General features: G+C 70.4%; 12 protein-coding genes and 1 riboswitch. Of the genes, 3 read left to right on the top strand and 9 right to left on the bottom strand.

Annotated elements, in window-relative coordinates; translation table 11 throughout:
- Positions 1 to 8: 8 nt before the first annotated feature.
- From cobO to ACWD3C_RS07700, 5 genes are all read right to left on the bottom strand, one after another.
- Positions 9 to 608 carry a cob(I)yrinic acid a,c-diamide adenosyltransferase gene (gene cobO, locus ACWD3C_RS07720; RefSeq protein WP_451141176.1) on the bottom strand — a complete coding sequence of 200 codons (600 nt, stop codon included), beginning with the start codon at positions 606 to 608 and terminating at the stop codon, positions 9 to 11.
- Entirely contained in the window at positions 608 to 2,608 is a 2,001-nt protein-coding gene (locus ACWD3C_RS07715) for a putative cobaltochelatase (protein WP_451141174.1), read from the bottom strand. The genes cobO and ACWD3C_RS07715 overlap by 1 nt, the downstream gene beginning before the upstream one ends.
- A 169-nt stretch (positions 2,609 to 2,777) precedes the next feature.
- Positions 2,778 to 6,428: a cobaltochelatase subunit CobN gene (gene cobN / locus ACWD3C_RS07710; RefSeq protein WP_451141172.1), complete on the bottom strand. Its 3,651-nt coding sequence runs from the start codon at positions 6,426 to 6,428 to the stop codon at positions 2,778 to 2,780.
- The gene (locus ACWD3C_RS07705; RefSeq protein WP_451141170.1) at positions 6,425 to 7,957 is read right to left on the bottom strand and encodes a cobyric acid synthase; all 1,533 of its coding nucleotides are present in this window, start codon (positions 7,955 to 7,957) and stop codon (positions 6,425 to 6,427) included. The genes cobN and ACWD3C_RS07705 overlap by 4 nt, the downstream gene beginning before the upstream one ends.
- Entirely contained in the window at positions 7,954 to 8,949 is a 996-nt protein-coding gene (locus tag ACWD3C_RS07700) for a cobalamin biosynthesis protein (protein ID WP_451141168.1), read from the bottom strand. The genes ACWD3C_RS07705 and ACWD3C_RS07700 overlap by 4 nt, the downstream gene beginning before the upstream one ends.
- Positions 8,950 to 9,107: 158 nt before the next feature.
- Positions 9,108 to 9,246: riboswitch (cobalamin riboswitch) on the bottom strand.
- A 315-nt stretch (positions 9,247 to 9,561) separates the two neighbouring features.
- Between ACWD3C_RS07700 and ACWD3C_RS07695 the strand changes: the two genes are divergently transcribed.
- A complete protein-coding gene (locus ACWD3C_RS07695) occupies positions 9,562 to 9,768 on the top strand; it encodes a DUF397 domain-containing protein (protein ID WP_451141166.1) in 207 nt (68 codons plus the stop codon).
- Positions 9,769 to 10,039: 271 nt separating this feature from the next.
- On the opposite strand, the gene ACWD3C_RS07690 is transcribed toward ACWD3C_RS07695, so the two are convergent.
- From ACWD3C_RS07690 to ACWD3C_RS07675, 4 genes are all read right to left on the bottom strand, one after another.
- Positions 10,040 to 10,468 (bottom strand): hypothetical protein, encoded by a 429-nt coding sequence (locus ACWD3C_RS07690; RefSeq protein ID WP_451141164.1) that lies wholly within the window; start codon positions 10,466 to 10,468, stop codon positions 10,040 to 10,042.
- A 120-nt stretch (positions 10,469 to 10,588) separates the two neighbouring features.
- Complete coding sequence (locus ACWD3C_RS07685) at positions 10,589 to 11,446, bottom strand: helix-turn-helix domain-containing protein (RefSeq protein ID WP_451141422.1); 858 nt, start codon at positions 11,444 to 11,446, stop codon at positions 10,589 to 10,591.
- A gap of 244 nt (positions 11,447 to 11,690) precedes the next feature.
- Positions 11,691 to 11,912 carry a hypothetical protein gene (locus tag ACWD3C_RS07680; RefSeq protein ID WP_451141162.1) on the bottom strand — a complete coding sequence of 74 codons (222 nt, stop codon included), beginning with the start codon at positions 11,910 to 11,912 and terminating at the stop codon, positions 11,691 to 11,693.
- A gap of 20 nt (positions 11,913 to 11,932) precedes the next feature.
- Complete coding sequence (locus tag ACWD3C_RS07675; RefSeq protein ID WP_451141160.1) at positions 11,933 to 13,183, bottom strand: anion permease; 1,251 nt, start codon at positions 13,181 to 13,183, stop codon at positions 11,933 to 11,935.
- 513 nt (positions 13,184 to 13,696) lie between these two features.
- On the opposite strand from ACWD3C_RS07675, the gene ACWD3C_RS07670 reads away from it, so the two are divergent.
- Both ACWD3C_RS07670 and ACWD3C_RS07665 read left to right on the top strand, forming a co-directional pair.
- Positions 13,697 to 14,146 (top strand): hypothetical protein, encoded by a 450-nt coding sequence (locus tag ACWD3C_RS07670; RefSeq protein WP_451141158.1) that lies wholly within the window; start codon positions 13,697 to 13,699, stop codon positions 14,144 to 14,146.
- A 750-nt stretch (positions 14,147 to 14,896) separates the two neighbouring features.
- On the top strand, positions 14,897 to 15,634 hold the full coding sequence (locus ACWD3C_RS07665; RefSeq protein WP_451141156.1) for a class II aldolase/adducin family protein: 738 nt from the start codon (positions 14,897 to 14,899) through the stop codon (positions 15,632 to 15,634).
- Positions 15,635 to 15,696: the final 62 nt, after the last annotated feature.

Here is a 15,696-nt window from a genome sequence, read left to right as displayed (position 1 = left end):
CGACGACCTCACCACTCGATGCCCCGCTGCCCCTTCTGCCCGACGTCCATCGGATGCTTGACCTTGGACATGTCGGTCACGAGGTCGGCGAAACCGACGAGCTTCTCGGGCGCGTTCCGCCCGGTGATCACCACATGCTGGGCCCCCGGCCGGTTCCGCAGCACGTCGACGACCTCGTCGGTGTCGACCCATCCCCAGTGCATGGGGTACGCGAACTCGTCGAGCACGTACAGCTTGTACGTCTCGGCCGCCAGATCCCGCTTGACCTGCTCCCAGCCCTCCCGGGCCTTCTCCTCGTTGTCCATCTGGGAATCCCGCTGAACCCAGGACCAGCCCTCGCCCATCTTGTGCCAGGCGACGGAACCCCCCTCACCGGAGTCCCCGAGCACGCGCAGCGCCCGCTCCTCGCCGACCTTCCACTTCGCCGACTTGACGAACTGGAAGACCCCGATGGGCCACCCCTGATTCCAGGCCCGCAGCGCGAGCCCGAACGCGGCGGTGGACTTGCCCTTCCCCACCCCCGTATGCACAACGACCAGTGGCCGGTTACGCCGCTGACGAGTCGTCAGCCCGTCGTCCGGCACCACACTCGGCTGCCCCTGAGGCATTACGCGGCCCTCCTGTCGCCCTGAACTTCCCTGACCAGCCCGGCGATCGAGTCCGCCCGCAACTCGTCCAGCGTCACCGCCGTACCACCGAGCTCACCCGCGAGCTGCCCGGCGAGCCCCAGCCGCACGGGCCCGGACTCGCAGTCCACGACCACGGAGGCGACCCCCTCGGCGGCGAACAGCCGAGCGGCCCGCCCCGCGAGGGCGACGGGCTCGGGCCCACCGGTGGCCCGCCCGTCGGTCACGACCACGACAAGCGCCCGCCGAGCCGGATCCCGCAGCCGCTCCACCCGCAGCACGTCATGGGCCTTCAACAGCCCGGCCGCGAGGGGCGTCCGCCCACCGGTCGGCAGCGACTCCAGCCGAATCGCCGCCGCGTCGACCGACGAGGTCGGCGGCAGCGCGACATCAGCTGTCGATCCCCGGAAGGTCACCAGCCCCACCTTGTCCCGCCGTTGATAAGCGTCAAGGAGCAGAGACAGCACGGCTCCCTTGACCGCGCTCATCCGCTGCCGGGCCGCCATGGAGCCCGAGGCATCGACCACGAACAGCACGAGATTCCCCTCGCGCCCTTCCCTGGTCGCCTGCCGAAGGTCGTCCCGACGCACGATCAACCCCCGCCCGGACCGTCCCCGCGCCCGCTGATGCGGGGCCGCCGCTTGCACGGTCGCCGCCAAGTGCAGCTTGGTCAGCGCCCCTTGAGGCCGCCGCGCACCCGTCGTACGCCCATGCTCGGTCCGCGCCCGCGAACGCCGCCCGGCGGCGCCCGTGCCGATACCGGGCACGCTCAGCACCTTGGTACGGAAGGGCTCGGAGGCGCGTGCGGGGGACTGCTCCCCGGCACCGGAGGCCTGCGGTTCGCCGCCCTCACCGGCCTCGGGACGCGCGGCGGTGTCACTCCCCTGCGGCCCGCCGTCGTCCGGCGACGGCTGCTCACCGCCTCCATCGCCGGGCCCGTCCGGATCGGGATCCTCGTCGTGGGGGTCTTCCCCGGAGAACTGCTCCAACGTCTCGTCGAGCTTGTCTTCGTCAAGCCCGGGCGCATCAAACGGATTCCTTCGCCGCCGATGCGGCAACGCCAGCAAGGCAGCCTGCCGCACATCCTCGGCGAGCACATCGGTCCGCCCGGCCCACGCGGCCAACGCGGTGGCGGTACGAGCCATGACGATGTCGGCCCGCATCCCGTCGACCTCAAAAGCCGCGCAGGTGGCCGCGATCTGCCTGAGTGCCCCATCACCCAGCCGCACCGACGGCAACAACTTCCGTGCAGCGACGATCCGTTGCCGCACGGCGGCCTCCTCGTCGGCCCACCGCGCAGCGAACCCGGCGGGGTCGTCGTCGTACGCGAGCCGCCGCCGCACGACCTCCACCCGCTGCTCGGGCTCCCGCGAGGCGGCGACCTCGACGGTCAGCCCGAAACGGTCCAACAACTGGGGTCGCAACTCGCCTTCCTCGGGATTCATGGTCCCGACGAGCAGAAACTTCGACGCATGCTGTACGGAAACGCCTTCGCGCTCCACGTATGAGGCACCCATCGCCGCCGCGTCCAGCAGCAGGTCGACCAAGTGGTCGTGCAGCAGGTTCACCTCGTCGACGTACAGGATCCCTCTGTGTGCCTGCGCCAAGAGGCCCGGCTCGAAGGCCTTCACACCTTCGGCCAGCGCACGTTCGATGTCGAGGGCGCCTACGAGCCGGTCCTCGGAAGCGCCGACAGGCAACTCGACGATGCGCGCCGCGCGGGTCACACCAACAGCCGACTCGTGCAGCCCGTCCGGGCAGGCGGAATCCGGCTTCGCCGGGTCACAGGAGAACCTGCACCCTGTGACGACGTGTACCTCCGGCAGCAATGACGAAAGCGCCCGTACAGCAGTGGACTTCGCGGTCCCCTTTTCTCCGCGTACGAGCACACCGCCCACTGCGGGGCTCACTGCGTTGAGGAGCAGTGCCAAACGCAGGTCGTCCTGTCCGACGACAGCAGAGAACGGGTAGGGCGTGCTCACGTGGTGATCACTCCTTCGGGTGACGCATAACAGAGCGGATCGAGTTCCGGCTGCAGGCATGCCAAGGTCAAAATCTGGTCTCCGCCTACGCGGGGGTGTTCCACGCGCTGCATGGCGTACCGAGACACCTTCTCGGTTGTCCCCGCCGACGCGGGGGTTCCCAGGGAGATCATTGGTCTCCCTCCAGGTCTCCCTCAAGTTCGAGGTAGGTCGCCCGGAGCCGGTCCAGGGTTTCCTGGTCCGGCTCCGCCCACAGCCCTCGGTCGGCAGCCTCCAGCAGACGCTCGGTAATGCCCCTCAGCGCCCACGGATTGGACTTCCGCATGAAGTCCTGGTTCTCAGGCGAGAACACGTACTCGCTCGCCAACTTCTCGTACATCCAGTCGTCCACGACCCCGGCCGTGGCGTCGTACCCGAAGAGGTAGTCGACGGTCGCCGCCATCTCGAAGGCGCCCTTGTAGCCGTGGCGCCGCATGGCCGCCATCCAGCGGGGATTGACCACCCGCGCGCGGAAGACCCTGTGCGTCTCCTCACCGAGCGTCCGGGTCTTCACCTGGTCAGGAACGGCCGAATCACCCACATACGCCTCAGGGTTGGCCCCCGTCAGGTGCCGGACCATGGCGACCATCCCGCCGTGATACTGGAAGTAGTCGTCGGCGTCGTGAATATCGTGTTCGCGCGTGTCGACGTTCTTCGCGGCCACGGCGATCCGCCGAAACGCCGTCTCCATGTCCCCCCGAGCCCCCCGCCCATCAAGCCCCCGCCCGTACGCGTAACCACCCCACACGGCGTACACCTCGGCCAAGTCGGCATCCGACCTCCAGTTCCGCGCATCGATCAGCGGCAGCAACCCGGCCCCATAAGCCCCCGGCTTGGACCCGAAGATCCGGGCCGTAGCCCGCCGCCGGTCCCCATGCTCGGCGGCGTCCTCGTCCACATGCGCCCGTACGAAGTTGGACTCGGCCGGTTCGTCCAGCTCGGCCACCGCCCGCACCGCATCGTCGATCAGCCCCACCACATGCGGGAACGCATCCCGGAAGAACCCGGAGATACGCACGGTCACATCGATGCGAGGCCGCCCCAGCTCCTCCACCGGGATCACCTCGAACCCGGTCACCCGGCGCGAGGCGTCGTCCCACACCGGCCGGCAGCCCAGCAGCGCGAGGATCTCGGCGATGTCGTCACCTTGGGTGCGCATGGCGGACGTACCCCACACCGTCAGCCCGACCGACTTCGGATACCCGCCCGTGTCCTGCAGATACCGCGCGACCAGCGAGTCCGCGAGCGACTGCCCGACCTCCCAGCTCAGCCGGGACGGAATGGCCTTGGGGTCGACGGAGTAGAAGTTCCGGCCGGTCGGCAGGACGTTGACGAGCCCGCGCGTCGGCGAACCCGACGGCCCGGCGGGGACGTAACCGCCGTCCAGCGCCCGCAGAATGTGCCCGATCTCGTCCGTCGTACGGGCGAGCCGGGGCACGACCTCCGTGCAGGCGAACTCCACCACAGCGACGGCCTCGGGGAGTTCGACCCCGAGCACCTCCCGCACGAGCGACGGACCCTCGGCCACCGCCCAGCCGCGCTCTTCCATCCCCTCCGCGATCCGCCGGCACAGTTGCTCCAGCAGATCGATCGCGTCGGAGGCCGTTCGCGCCGGCCCCTCCACCAAATCTGTCAGCTCCACCGGCACCTTCACCGGTGCCCCAGGCTCGGCCAGCAACTCCTTCTCCACCAGCCCGAAATGAGCCGCGAGCGAGGCGCGGAGCCCCGGCAGCGCGTTCGCCTGCCCGCCCCATACCTGCGAGGCCCGCAGGACGGCCAGTACGAGGTTCACGCGCGGTTCGCCCACCGGCCCGCCGCCCAGGATGTGCAGGCCGTCCCGGATCTGCACGTCCTTGATCTCGCACAGATAGCCGTCGATGTGCATGACGAACTCGTCGAACTCGTCGTCGTCCGGCTGATCGTCGACGTGCAGGTCGTGGTGGAGTTCGGCGGCCTTCACCAGCGTCCAGATCTGCGCCCGCACGGCCGGTGCCTTGGTCGGGTCCAGGTCGGACACCAACGCGTACTCATCCAGCAGCTGTTCCAGCTTCGCCAGGTCACCGTACGTGTCGGCGCGAGCCATCGGCGGTACGAGGTGGTCGACCACCGTGGCGTGCCCGCGCCGCTTGGCCTGGGTGCCCTCGCCGGGGTCGTTGACGATGAAGGGATAGATCAGCGGCAGGTCACCGAGGACGGCGTCCGGCGCGCAATCGCCGCTGAGCCCCAGCCCCTTGCCCGGCAGCCACTCCATCGTGCCGTGCTTGCCCATGTGGACGACGGCGTCCGCGCCGAACGAGTTTTCCAGCCACCTGTAGGCCGCCATGTAGTGGTGCGACGGCGGCATGTCCGGGTCGTGGTAGATCGCGATCGGGTTCTCGCCGAATCCGCGCGGCGGCTGGATCATGACCACGACGTTCCCGAACTGGAGGGACGCCAGGACGATGTCCTCCCCGTCGACGTACAACGAGCCCGGCGGCTCTCCCCACGCCTGAAGCATCGCGTCCCGCAAGCCGCTGTCGAGCTTGTCGAACCAGGCCCGGTAGTCCGCGAGCGGCACCCGCGCAGGCGCGGAGGCCAACTGCTCCTCCGTCAGCCACTCGACGTCGTGGCCGCCGGCGTTGATGAGCCGGTGGATCAACTCGTCGCCGCCGGAGGGGTATTCGGTGACCCCGTAGCCCGCGTCCCGCAGCGCGTCCAGCACCCGCACCGCCGAAGCGGGCGTGTCGAGGCCCACCGCGTTGCCGACGCGCGAGTGCTTCGTCGGGTACGCGGTGAAGACGAGCGCGAGCCGCTTCTCCGCGTTCGGCTTGTGCTTCAACCGGGCGTGCCGTACGGCGATCCCGGCCACCCGTGCGGCACGCTCCGGATCGGCGACGTACACCGGAACGTCGTCCGGACCCTGCTCCTTGAAGGAGAAGGGGACGGTGATCAGCCGCCCGTCGAACTCGGGGATGGCGACCTGCATCGCCGCGTCCATGGGGGAGAGGGCCGCGTCCGACTCGTCCCAGGCGGTCCGCGAGGATGTGAGGCACAGTCCTTGCAGGACAGGGATGTCGAGATCGGCGAGTGCCCCGATGTCCCAGGCCTCCTCGTCGCCGCCCGCCGACGCCTGCGAGGCGTGCGTGCCGCCGGCGGCGAGGACGGTGGCGACCAGGGCGTCGGCCTTCGACAGCAGCTGATACAACTCGGCGTCCGCTCCCCGCAGCGAACCGCAGTACACCGGAAGGGCATTGGCGCCCCGTGCCTCGATCGCGTCGCACAGGGTGTCCACGAAGGCGGTGTTGCCGCTCAGCTCGTGGGCGCGGTAGAAGAGCACGCCCACGGTCGGCCGGCCTTCGACGAAGGCACGCTCACCGTGCACCCCGTACTCCGGCATCTTCTGCGGCTCGACGAAACCCTCGCCCGTGAGCAGCACGGTGTCGGACAGGAACCGGGCCAGCTCGGTGAGGTTGGCCGGTCCGCCCTCGACGAGGTACCGCAGCGCCTCCGCCACGACCCCGGCGGGCACGGACGACTCGGCCATCAACTCCGCGTCCGGCACGGCCTCGCCGCCGAGCAGCACGGTCGGGATGCCGGAGGCCTTGAGCGCGGCCAGCCCGTCCTCCCAGGCCCGTTTGCCGCCGAGGAGTCGTACGACGGCGATGTCCGCGCCCTCGATCAGCCCCGGCAGTTCCTCGGCGACATCGACGCGGGTCGGATTGCCGATCCGGTACGCCGCCTCGGAGGCCCTGGCCGCCAGCAGATCCGTGTCGGCGGTCGACAACAACAACACTGTGCTCATGCGGGCGCTCCCGGTGGAATGAAAGGCAGTCCTGACGGCACGCCCGACTCGATGAGCCGCCAGAGCGCGTCCGTGTTCGCGTGTTCCTCGATCAGGTCGCCGAGCCGGTCGAGCTGCTCCTCGCGCAGCGCGGCGAACGACGTGTCGGCGGCCGGTACGAAGCGGCGCCCCGCGGCGGCGGCCACCTCGCGCAGAAAGGCCCGCCGGAAGCCGTCCGACTCCAGCGAGCCGTGCCAGTGCGTCCCCCAGACCGCACCGACCCGGCAGCCGTCCAGGCTGTGTCCATCGTCATCAGAGATGAACGTGTCCCCGCCTGCGACTTCGGCGACCCCGTGGTGGATCTCGTACCCCTCGACGTGCTCGCCGAGCGCCTCGCCGACGGGTCGCGTGAGCGTCTTCTCCCGCGCGAACCGCACCCGTACGGGGAGGACGCCGAGCCCGTCGACATGACCTGCCCGCGACTCGACCTCGTCCTCGATGTGCTCGCCGAGGATCTGGTAGCCGCCGCAGATGCCCAGCACGGGCCGCCCCTCGGCGGCACGCCGCTCCAGAGCGTCGGCGAGCCCGCGCTCGCGCAGCCACTCCAACGCCTTCACCGTCCCCCGGGTGCCGGGGACGACGGCGAGGTCCGCGTCGGCCAGTTCCTCCGGCCGGTCCACGAACCGCACCACGACGCCCGGTTCGGCGGCCAGCGCGTCGACGTCGGTGAAGTTGGACATGAGGGGGATGGCGCAGACGGCGACGCGCAGTACGTCCTCGCCGACGGGCGGAGCGACGACGGACTCCCGCACGGTCCCCCGCAAAGAGACCCGGAGCCCGTCCTCTTCGTCGATGCCGAGCCCGTGCCGGAAGGGGAGGACGCCGTACGTACGCCGTCCGGTGAGGCCGTGCAGCATGTGGAGCCCCGGCTCCAGCAGGGAAACGTCCCCCCGGAACTTGTTGACGAGGAACCCGGCGACGAGTTCCTGGTCCTCGGGCGACAGCAGGGCGACCGTGCCGAAGAACGAGGCGAAGACGCCCCCGCGATCGATGTCACCCACCACGAGCACAGGAAGCCGGGCGTTCCGGGCGATGCCCATGTTGACGATGTCGGTCCGCCGCAGATTGATCTCGGCAGGACTGCCGGCCCCCTCACAGATCACCGCGTCATACGTGCCCCGCAACTCGGCGAGGCACTCCAGCACGGTTCCGAGGAGCTTCTCCTGGCGCCCGCCGTGGTAGCCGCGCGCACTGAGTTCCCCCACCGGCTTGCCCATGAGTACGACCTGACTGGTCCGGTCGCTTCCCGGCTTGAGCAGCACGGGGTTCATCAGCGCGGTCGGTTCGACACGGCACGCCTGGGCCTGCATGGCCTGCGCCCGACCGATCTCGGCGCCCTCGCGTGTCACGAACGAATTGAGGGACATGTTCTGCGCCTTGAAGGGCGCGACCTTGACCCCCTGCCGCACCAGCCACCGGCAGATCCCGGCGGTGACGACGCTCTTCCCGGCGTCGGAGGTGGTGCCTGCGACGAGCAGTCCGCCGCTCATGACGTCCGTCCTCTCCTGAGCAGTCGCGTCCTGAGCAGTGGCGTCCTGAGCAGTCGCGCGGCGGTGCGGTTGAGCGGTCGCGCCCCGGCGCACACGCCGAGCGCGAGCCACCCCACGCGCCGTGAGAGCCGTACGGTCCGCTCGATGTCCCCCACGGCCACGGCGCGCCCCTCGCCGTTGAGTACCGGCCGGTGCTCGACACGCCCCCCGTACGAGAGCGTCCCGCCCAGCCGCACGCCGAGCGCCCCGGCGTACGAGGCCTCCACGGGCCCGGCGTTGGGGCTCGGGTGCGCGGCGGCGTCGGCACGCCAGGCACGTACGGCCCCGCGTGGCTGGCTTCCGGCCACGGCGGCGAGCGCGGCGGTCAGCCGGGCCCCCGGCCACCCGGCCACGTCGTCGAGCCGGGCGGAGGCCCACCCGTACCGCCTGTAGCGGGCCGACTTGTGCCCGACCATGGCGTCCAGGGTGTTGACGGCCCGGAACCCGAGAAGCCCGGGCACTCCGCCCACGGCCCCCCACACCAGGGCCCCCACCACCGCGTCCGACGTGTTCTCGGCGACGGACTCCACGACGGCCCGGGCGATCCCGTCGGCGTCGAGCGCCTGCGGGTCCCGCCCGCACAGGTGCGGCAGCCGCGCCCGGGCGCCTTCGACGTCTCCGGCTTCCAGTGCCTGCCCAATGGCCCGAGCCTCTCGCCCGAGCGAAGTCCCCCCGACAACCGCCCAGGTGGCGGCGGCGGTCAGCGCGACGGAAGCGGTACGGGACGGACGTACGACGGCAGCGGCGACGGCCCCGAGCGCCACGACCCCACCGGCGCACACGGCGGTGTGCAGCGCGCCCCACCCGCGGTGGTCCCGCCACAGCACCCGCTCCACGGCGCCCGCGGCCCGCCCGAACGCGGCGACCGGATGCCCGCGGCGGGGGTCGCCCAGGAGAAGGTCACCGAGAAGTCCGGCGGCGGCGCCGTACGCGAAAACGCGATCGGCACGCATGACTTCAGCCGATCGCTACGGCGGGAAGGTCGCGCGTACCGCGTCGCGTACCGGGTGTACGGAGCCTCGTACCGCTACGGAGCCTCGTACTGTTCGGGAGCCTCAACGGGCAGCCGCTCATGGCGTTATGTCCTCACTCAGGGTGTCCGCGCCCTGGTTCGACGAGACCGGCGGCGAGAGTTCCTGGCTCCCGGGGCTCGGCACCCCGGTGACAGTGGCGGGACCGCGCCGGATTCACACCGGCTTCCTCTCCTGCCGCCGTACTGGCCCCGGCAGTCCACCACGGGGTTGGAAGACCCGTCAACTTGCCGTTGACCTGCGGCGCTGTGCTGTGCTGAGGCCCACACCGCTGAAATGTCGTCAGCCGGCCGAATCGGCGGTTTCTGTGCTCTTTCCCGGCCCGGAAGCTGGGAAGACTGGAGGGAACGGCAGTACGAACACTGAAAGCGCCGGCGAGCGGCATTGGGTGATTCGTGGCGGGGAGACGAACCTGGTGTGGCCGAGCCTCCGCAGCCTCGGGTACGCCCGGGCGGTGGCTGGACGCGGCGCTTGGGGACGTCACGGTGAGGACGCCGGGCCGGTGCGCTGACTTGTGGGACGAAGGAGTTCGGTGTGGTCGGCAGGGAGTCTTCGGGGCGAGTGTGGGTCAGGAGCAGTCACTCCGGTGACCAGGGCGAATGTGTGGAAGTGGCCGCTGAGGAGGGGCTCGTGCTGATACGTGACTCGAACCGGAGCAAGGACACGGTGCTCGTCTTCCGCCAGGCGTCGTGGTGTGGTTTTCTGGCGGAGCTTGTGAACCCGGGAGCGGGCGGCTCGTGACGATCCGCCCGGGGGGCGGGAGGTAGGCACATGGGAGATCGGGCCAGGGAAACAGCTTCGGCGCACACGGGGAAAACCGGCGCGCGAGGGACGTGGGTTGCGGCAGCCGCTCCGCTGGCGCTCTTCTGTTCGGTGGTGGGAGTGCTCTCCGTCGGGGCGGGTGCCCTGGCGGCGCTCCTGGTGCCGGGAGGGGCGGCGCGCGGTCTCGTCTGGCTGGTGGTGACCGTGCTGATCGCCGTCGGCGCCGGCGTGTGGTGGGGGCTCACCCCCGTCACCGAGCGGCTCCGGGTTCTGAACCGGGCTCTGTCGGGGGTTCAGCCCCGGAGGTCACAGCACCACTGACGGTGGTGGTCTGCGTACCTCCGGAGCGGTGGCGCAGCGCCCTGCCCAGCACCGTGCCGATCGCGGTGACGAGGGCCGCGCCGACCGCACCGATCACCGCCGTGGTGAGCGGGGTCGCGGCCCCGAAGGGAACGCCGGGGGCGACCCGGGCGGCCACGGAGACGCCGAACAGCAGGACGCTGCCGCATGTCGTGCCCAGCAGCAGCCGGACCGACAGCAGGCGTATCTCCCCGGCCACCCGGGCGCTCTCGACCTCGATGAGGGCCTCCGCCCACTCGGGCCGCTGTATGGCGTGCGCCTTGAGGGCGTGGTCGTTGAGCGCGGCGGGCTCGTCCTGGTCCGTCGTCTCGGGAGGCACTGCCGGTGGTTCGCCCGTCGGAACGGTGGGGGCCGTGCGTATTTCCCGCCACCACGCTCGTAATCCGAAGACCGCCATGAGGCCTCCCCCCGTTCTCCGCCCGGGCCACTCGTCCCGGGGTCAGCTGTTGTCCAGACTCTCCCTGATCGCGTCGAGCGTCTCGATCAACTGCTCGTCGCGGTACGCGATGGCGCTGATGTCCTCGAAGCACTCCTGGTAGCGCGCAGTGAGGCCCAGGTCGTCACGGTTCGACAGGCCCCCTGTGGGGCCCTCCATGTACAGCAGGTCGTCCTCGTCCTTGAACCCGAGCAGGATGAACGACGTAGCGGTGGCGTAGTGCGCCCCGGCGGAGAAGGGCAGCAGCTGGATGGTCATGCGGGGGTGTTCCGCCATGGTCTTGATGTGGTCCAGCTGGCGTCGCATCACCGCCGCGCCGCCGATCTCACGCCGGACGGACGCCTCGTCCAGAACGATGTTCACCTCGGGGCCGCTCTCGCCGTCGAAGAACCGCTCCTGTCGCGTGCTGCGCAGCTCCACCTGCTGGCGCATCCGGGACTCGGGCGCCCGGGCCGAGAGCAGTGCGGTGGCGTAGTCCTCGGTCTGCAGGAGACCGGGGAGGACGATCGGGTTGTACATACGGATGGTGCTCGCGGCGCCTTCGTAGCCCAGGTACTGGGCGTACGCGGGGGAGACCAGCTCGCTGTACGGCGCCCACCAGGACTGGCCCTTGGAGCCCCGGGCCGCCTCCTCCAGCTCCGTGACCAGACCGGCGTCCGTGACCTCGTAGATCTGGAGCAGCGCCCGTAGGTCCGTGACGCCGAGGCTGACCGTTCCCGCCTCGATCCTGATCAATTTGGAAAGTGACCATTCCAGGCGTTTCGCGGCGTCCCGCTGGGTCAGTCCAGTCTGTTCACGGGCCTTGCGCAGCTCGATTCGGAGCCTGCGTCGATTCAGGCTCGGATCGATGTCCCTGGCCATGGTGCTCCCTGCCACATGTCGTCCTTGACTCGTCAGGCCGCCACTGGCGAACAGTAACTTCCCATTAGATTAGGTTAGTTGGCCGTCAGCGGCTAGCCGTCGTCAGTATGACATGTGTCGTTGCGATGAGGTCGCAGTGACGTTATGAAAACAAATAAAACCCCCGTAAGCATCACAAAGTGCCTACGGGGATTGATTCTGAAGTTGTGAGTGGGGCCTCAGGAGATCAGCGAGATTTCCGGTCTCAGGCCACGATCAGAAAAATTCCGTACGCCACGGCCGCCGCACACAGCGCAAAGCACGCGTACGCCCCTGTCGTCGCCAGCGCCACTGAGCCGCCCCGGGTTGACGCCTCCTCCCGCTTGGAGAGGCCGACGATCCCCAGGGTGAAGAGGCCGACGAGGGCCACGGTGACCACGAGGCTGACGCCGAAGACGGAGCCGAGGGCTTCCCAGTCGATGTGCATGGTGGTGATTCCTTAGCGGGTCAGGCCACGGGGGACGGGTTCGCCGGAGCGTCGGCGGAAGCCGCGGGGGCCGGGATGGCGGCTGCGAGGTCCTCGGAGCCGGCGCCGGTCGGGGGCGGGGTGACGGCGGCCATGGCCGTGGTCACCACTCCGGCGGGCGCCCCGGTCTCGTCGGGTCCGTTGACGTTGGTGTGGTCCACCACCGTGCGGCGGGAGAGCACCCAGATCGCGGCGCTGGACGCGACGAGGAAGACGGCGACGAGGCCGGTGCCCCAGCTGCCGAAGGAGGTGATCCACTCGGCGAGCGCGGCGACGAGCGCGGCGGCCGGCAGGGTCAGCCCCCAGGCGACGAACATCCGGGTGGCGGTGGACCAGCGGACCACGCCTCCCTTGCGGCCGAGGCCCGCGCCCATCACGGCACCGGAGACCGAGTGCGTGGTGGAGAGGGAGAAGCCCAGGTGGGAGGAGGCCAGGATGACCGTGGCGGCGCTGGTCTGGGCGGCGAAGCCCTGCTGCGGCTGGAGGTCGGTCAGGCCCTTGCCCATGGTGCGGATGATGCGCCAGCCGCCCAGGTAGGTGCCGAGCGCGATGGCCAGACCGGCGGAGAGGATGACCCAGACCGGCGGGTCGGAGTCGGGGGCGAGGGCGCCACCGGTGACCAGGGCCAGGGTGATGACGCCCATCGTCTTCTGGGCGTCGTTCGTGCCGTGGGCCAGCGAGACCAGGCCGGCGGAGGCGATCTGACCGGCGCGGTAGCCCTTGGAGGCGGCCTTCTCGTCGGCGTGCCTGCCGAGCCTGTACGTCAGCCGTGCGCCGATCATCGCGGCGATACCGGCGACCAGCGGGGCCGCGACGGCGGGGATCAGCACCTTGGTCACGAGGACGTCGCCGTGCACCGCGCCGATACCGGCCGAGGCGACGGCGGCGCCGATCAGGCCGCCCATCAGGGCGTGCGAGGAGCTGGAGGGGAGGCCCACGAGCCAGGTCATGAGGTTCCAGAGGATGGCGCCGACGAGCGCCGCGAAGATCACTTCTGGTCGGATGCCGGTCTCGTCGACGAGCCCCTTGGAGATCGTGTTGGCGACCTCGATGGAGAGGAACGCGCCGACAAGGTTGAGAACGGCGGACATGGCCACCGCGGCCTTGGGCTTCATCGCGCCGGTCGAGATGGTGGTGGCCATCGCGTTGGCGGTGTCGTGGAAACCGTTCGTGAAATCGAACGCGAGCGCGGTGACCACCACGATCGCGAGGATCAGCGAGAAGCTTTCCATTTACCCGGTCTTCTGTTGGACGTCAGTGGCCCGTGGACCGTAGGCAACCTGGGTGAACAGAAGATGAACTGAGGGGGGTGTGGGGGTGTCGCGGGTCGAGTGCGGCCGTTCCGCTTGCGTCGAGGGGGCTCTGGGGTGTGTGTCGAGGTGGGGTGGGGTGGGTGTCGTCGGGGTGGGGTGGTGGCGTGAAGCCATCGAACGGAGGCGGAATATCGGGCTCCGTAAGGCCCCGCGGGGGCTCTTCGGGGCTCCCGCGGGGCTTGTGGGACGACCTCGGCTGCTTTTCGGCTAGCCCTTCGCGAAACGCTTGAGCTGGGTCATGGACCCGTTGAAGAGATTCTGGTCACCGGCAGGGTCTTCAACTGTTGGTGGTTTCGCTGCGTTCCCCTCCATGAATCGGGCGCGGTCGCCGGGGTGCGTGTCTTTGTGCGGGGGTCGGTCGTTAGGCCGATCGGGTGCGGAGAGGCGCCCGGTTCGGAGCCGTGGCAGGGGGTGGTGGGTGTGGGCCGGTTGGTGGCGACGGCCACGTGCACCGCCTTCGCCGGTGTGGTCGAGGGCAACGGCGAACACGTCGGTCAGCGGCTGCTGTACCAGCGGGTGTCCGTCCTGGCCTCCTTGTGCCGGGAGCTGACCCGGGCCCTGGTAGCCGCCCGGTGGGACGAGGGGTCGCTGGATGTGCTGGCCGCCGGCCTCGACGGGCGGGACGAGAAGCTGCCGTCCGAGGGGTGGATGGCGCTGCGCCGCCTGGGCTGGGCGGGGGATGCCGTGCTGGCCGAGGGGGTGTATGTGTCGGACCGGGTGCGCCGGGCGGCCGAGGAGTACTCCGGCGCGCACCCTGCGTCTGGCGGTGCACCGACGCACCATCGTGGCCGCGATCCTCACGGCCTGGCCCGCCGATCCCCGTCGGCGCACCGGGGCGGAGTGGGCAGAGCTGCGGGCGCTGCTGCCCGCCGGGGTGAGTAGTGCGGAGATCCGCAACCGCACCCGGCAGGTGCGCGCCTATCTATCCCACACCGCCACCGACCGGGCTACCGGCGCCCGTACCATCCGCACCACTGCGGAGGGCACGGTCCGCGGCGTGCGCCGCCCGAAGCGGACCACCCGCCGCCTGCGCCGCGCCCGCCGCCAGACAGCCGCACCACCCAGGCCGCCCGGAACCAAGACCACCTCCGGCAAGGCCCGCCCCACACCGGCCCGGCCCTCCCCGGCCCGTCGGCCGAAGACTTCCCGCCGTATGCCCGATGTGCGTACGGTCCCCGCCACCACCCCCACCGGGGCGGTCAAGCGTCCGGCGGGGCATGACACCCAGGCACCAGCACCTCACGGGCCGGTGCCAGGTCATGGAGTACCCCGCACCCGGCAACCGGCCGGAAGACCACCTTCCCACCGGTCACCGGGCGCGGGTCTCCCACGGAACCTGTCGGCGGCGCACCCGCGCCGCCGAGCGGACCGGGTTCCACCACGCGCACGCCACCGAGGTCCACCCCCTCATCCCGAGGTTCGGACCCCACGACGGCAACCGCACACGGCCACGCCGCGCCCGAAAAGCCTGACACCCTCAGGCACACACAGAGTTCCAGAGACGCTCCCGCCGTTGTCGTAGTGCCAGAACGTCCAGAACTTCCACCCAGCGGGCAGTTGGCCCGCCCCCGCCCTCCGCCCCGCAGTGCCCTCGCCCCCCGTGTCCGGCCGCGCGCCTGGCAGGATCGCGGCATGACTGAGCGGCGATGGGACGCGCGAGACGGGTGTGGGGTTCCGCGGGATTCACGGGGCGCCGGGAGCGGGGGTGCGCCGGACGAGGTGGCGCGGGCGTGGGACGAACTCGTCGCGACGGCCCGCCGTACGGTTGCCGATGGTCTGGTCGTCGGTACGTCCGGCAACGTCTCCGTGCGCGTCGGCGACACCGTGCTGGTCACGCCGACGGGAGTGCCGTACGACCGGCTGACGCCCGGTGATGTGGTGGGTGTCGGCCTCGACGGGCGGCAGGTCCTTGGCATCCTTCGCCCGACGAGCGAGTTGCCCATGCATCTCGCGATCCACCGCACCGCCGGTGCCCGCGCCGTCGTCCATACCCACGCCGTCCATGCGACGGCCGTTTCCACCCTCGTGCGGGAGTTGCCGCTGATCCACTATGTGTCCGCGGACCTTGGTGGGGCGGTTCGAGTTGCCCCGTATGCGACCTATGGCACCGAAGAGTTGGCCGAGAACATGCTCCGTGCCCTGGAGGGGCGCACAGCTTGCCTCCTCCAGAACCACGGCACGATCACATACGGAGCCAGCCTCTCCCAGGCCTACGACCGCACCGCCCAGCTGGAGTGGATGTGCCGTGTCTGGCTGACCGCCTCCTCGGTACCGGGGCTGACCCCGACGCTCCTGACTCGGGAACAGGTGGCGGAGGTGGGGGAGCGGCTTCGGGGGTATGGGCAGTTGGGATCGGGTGGGGGCGCGTGATGGCTCGGGGTGTTCTGGGGTGGCGGGTGCGGGGGAGTGCGTGGGCGCGTTGTGGGTCGAGG

Source organism: Streptomyces sp. NPDC002845 (assembly GCF_053591955.1).
Note: the sequence above shows the minus strand (reverse complement) of the source record. Positions and strands in the feature narration are given on the sequence as shown.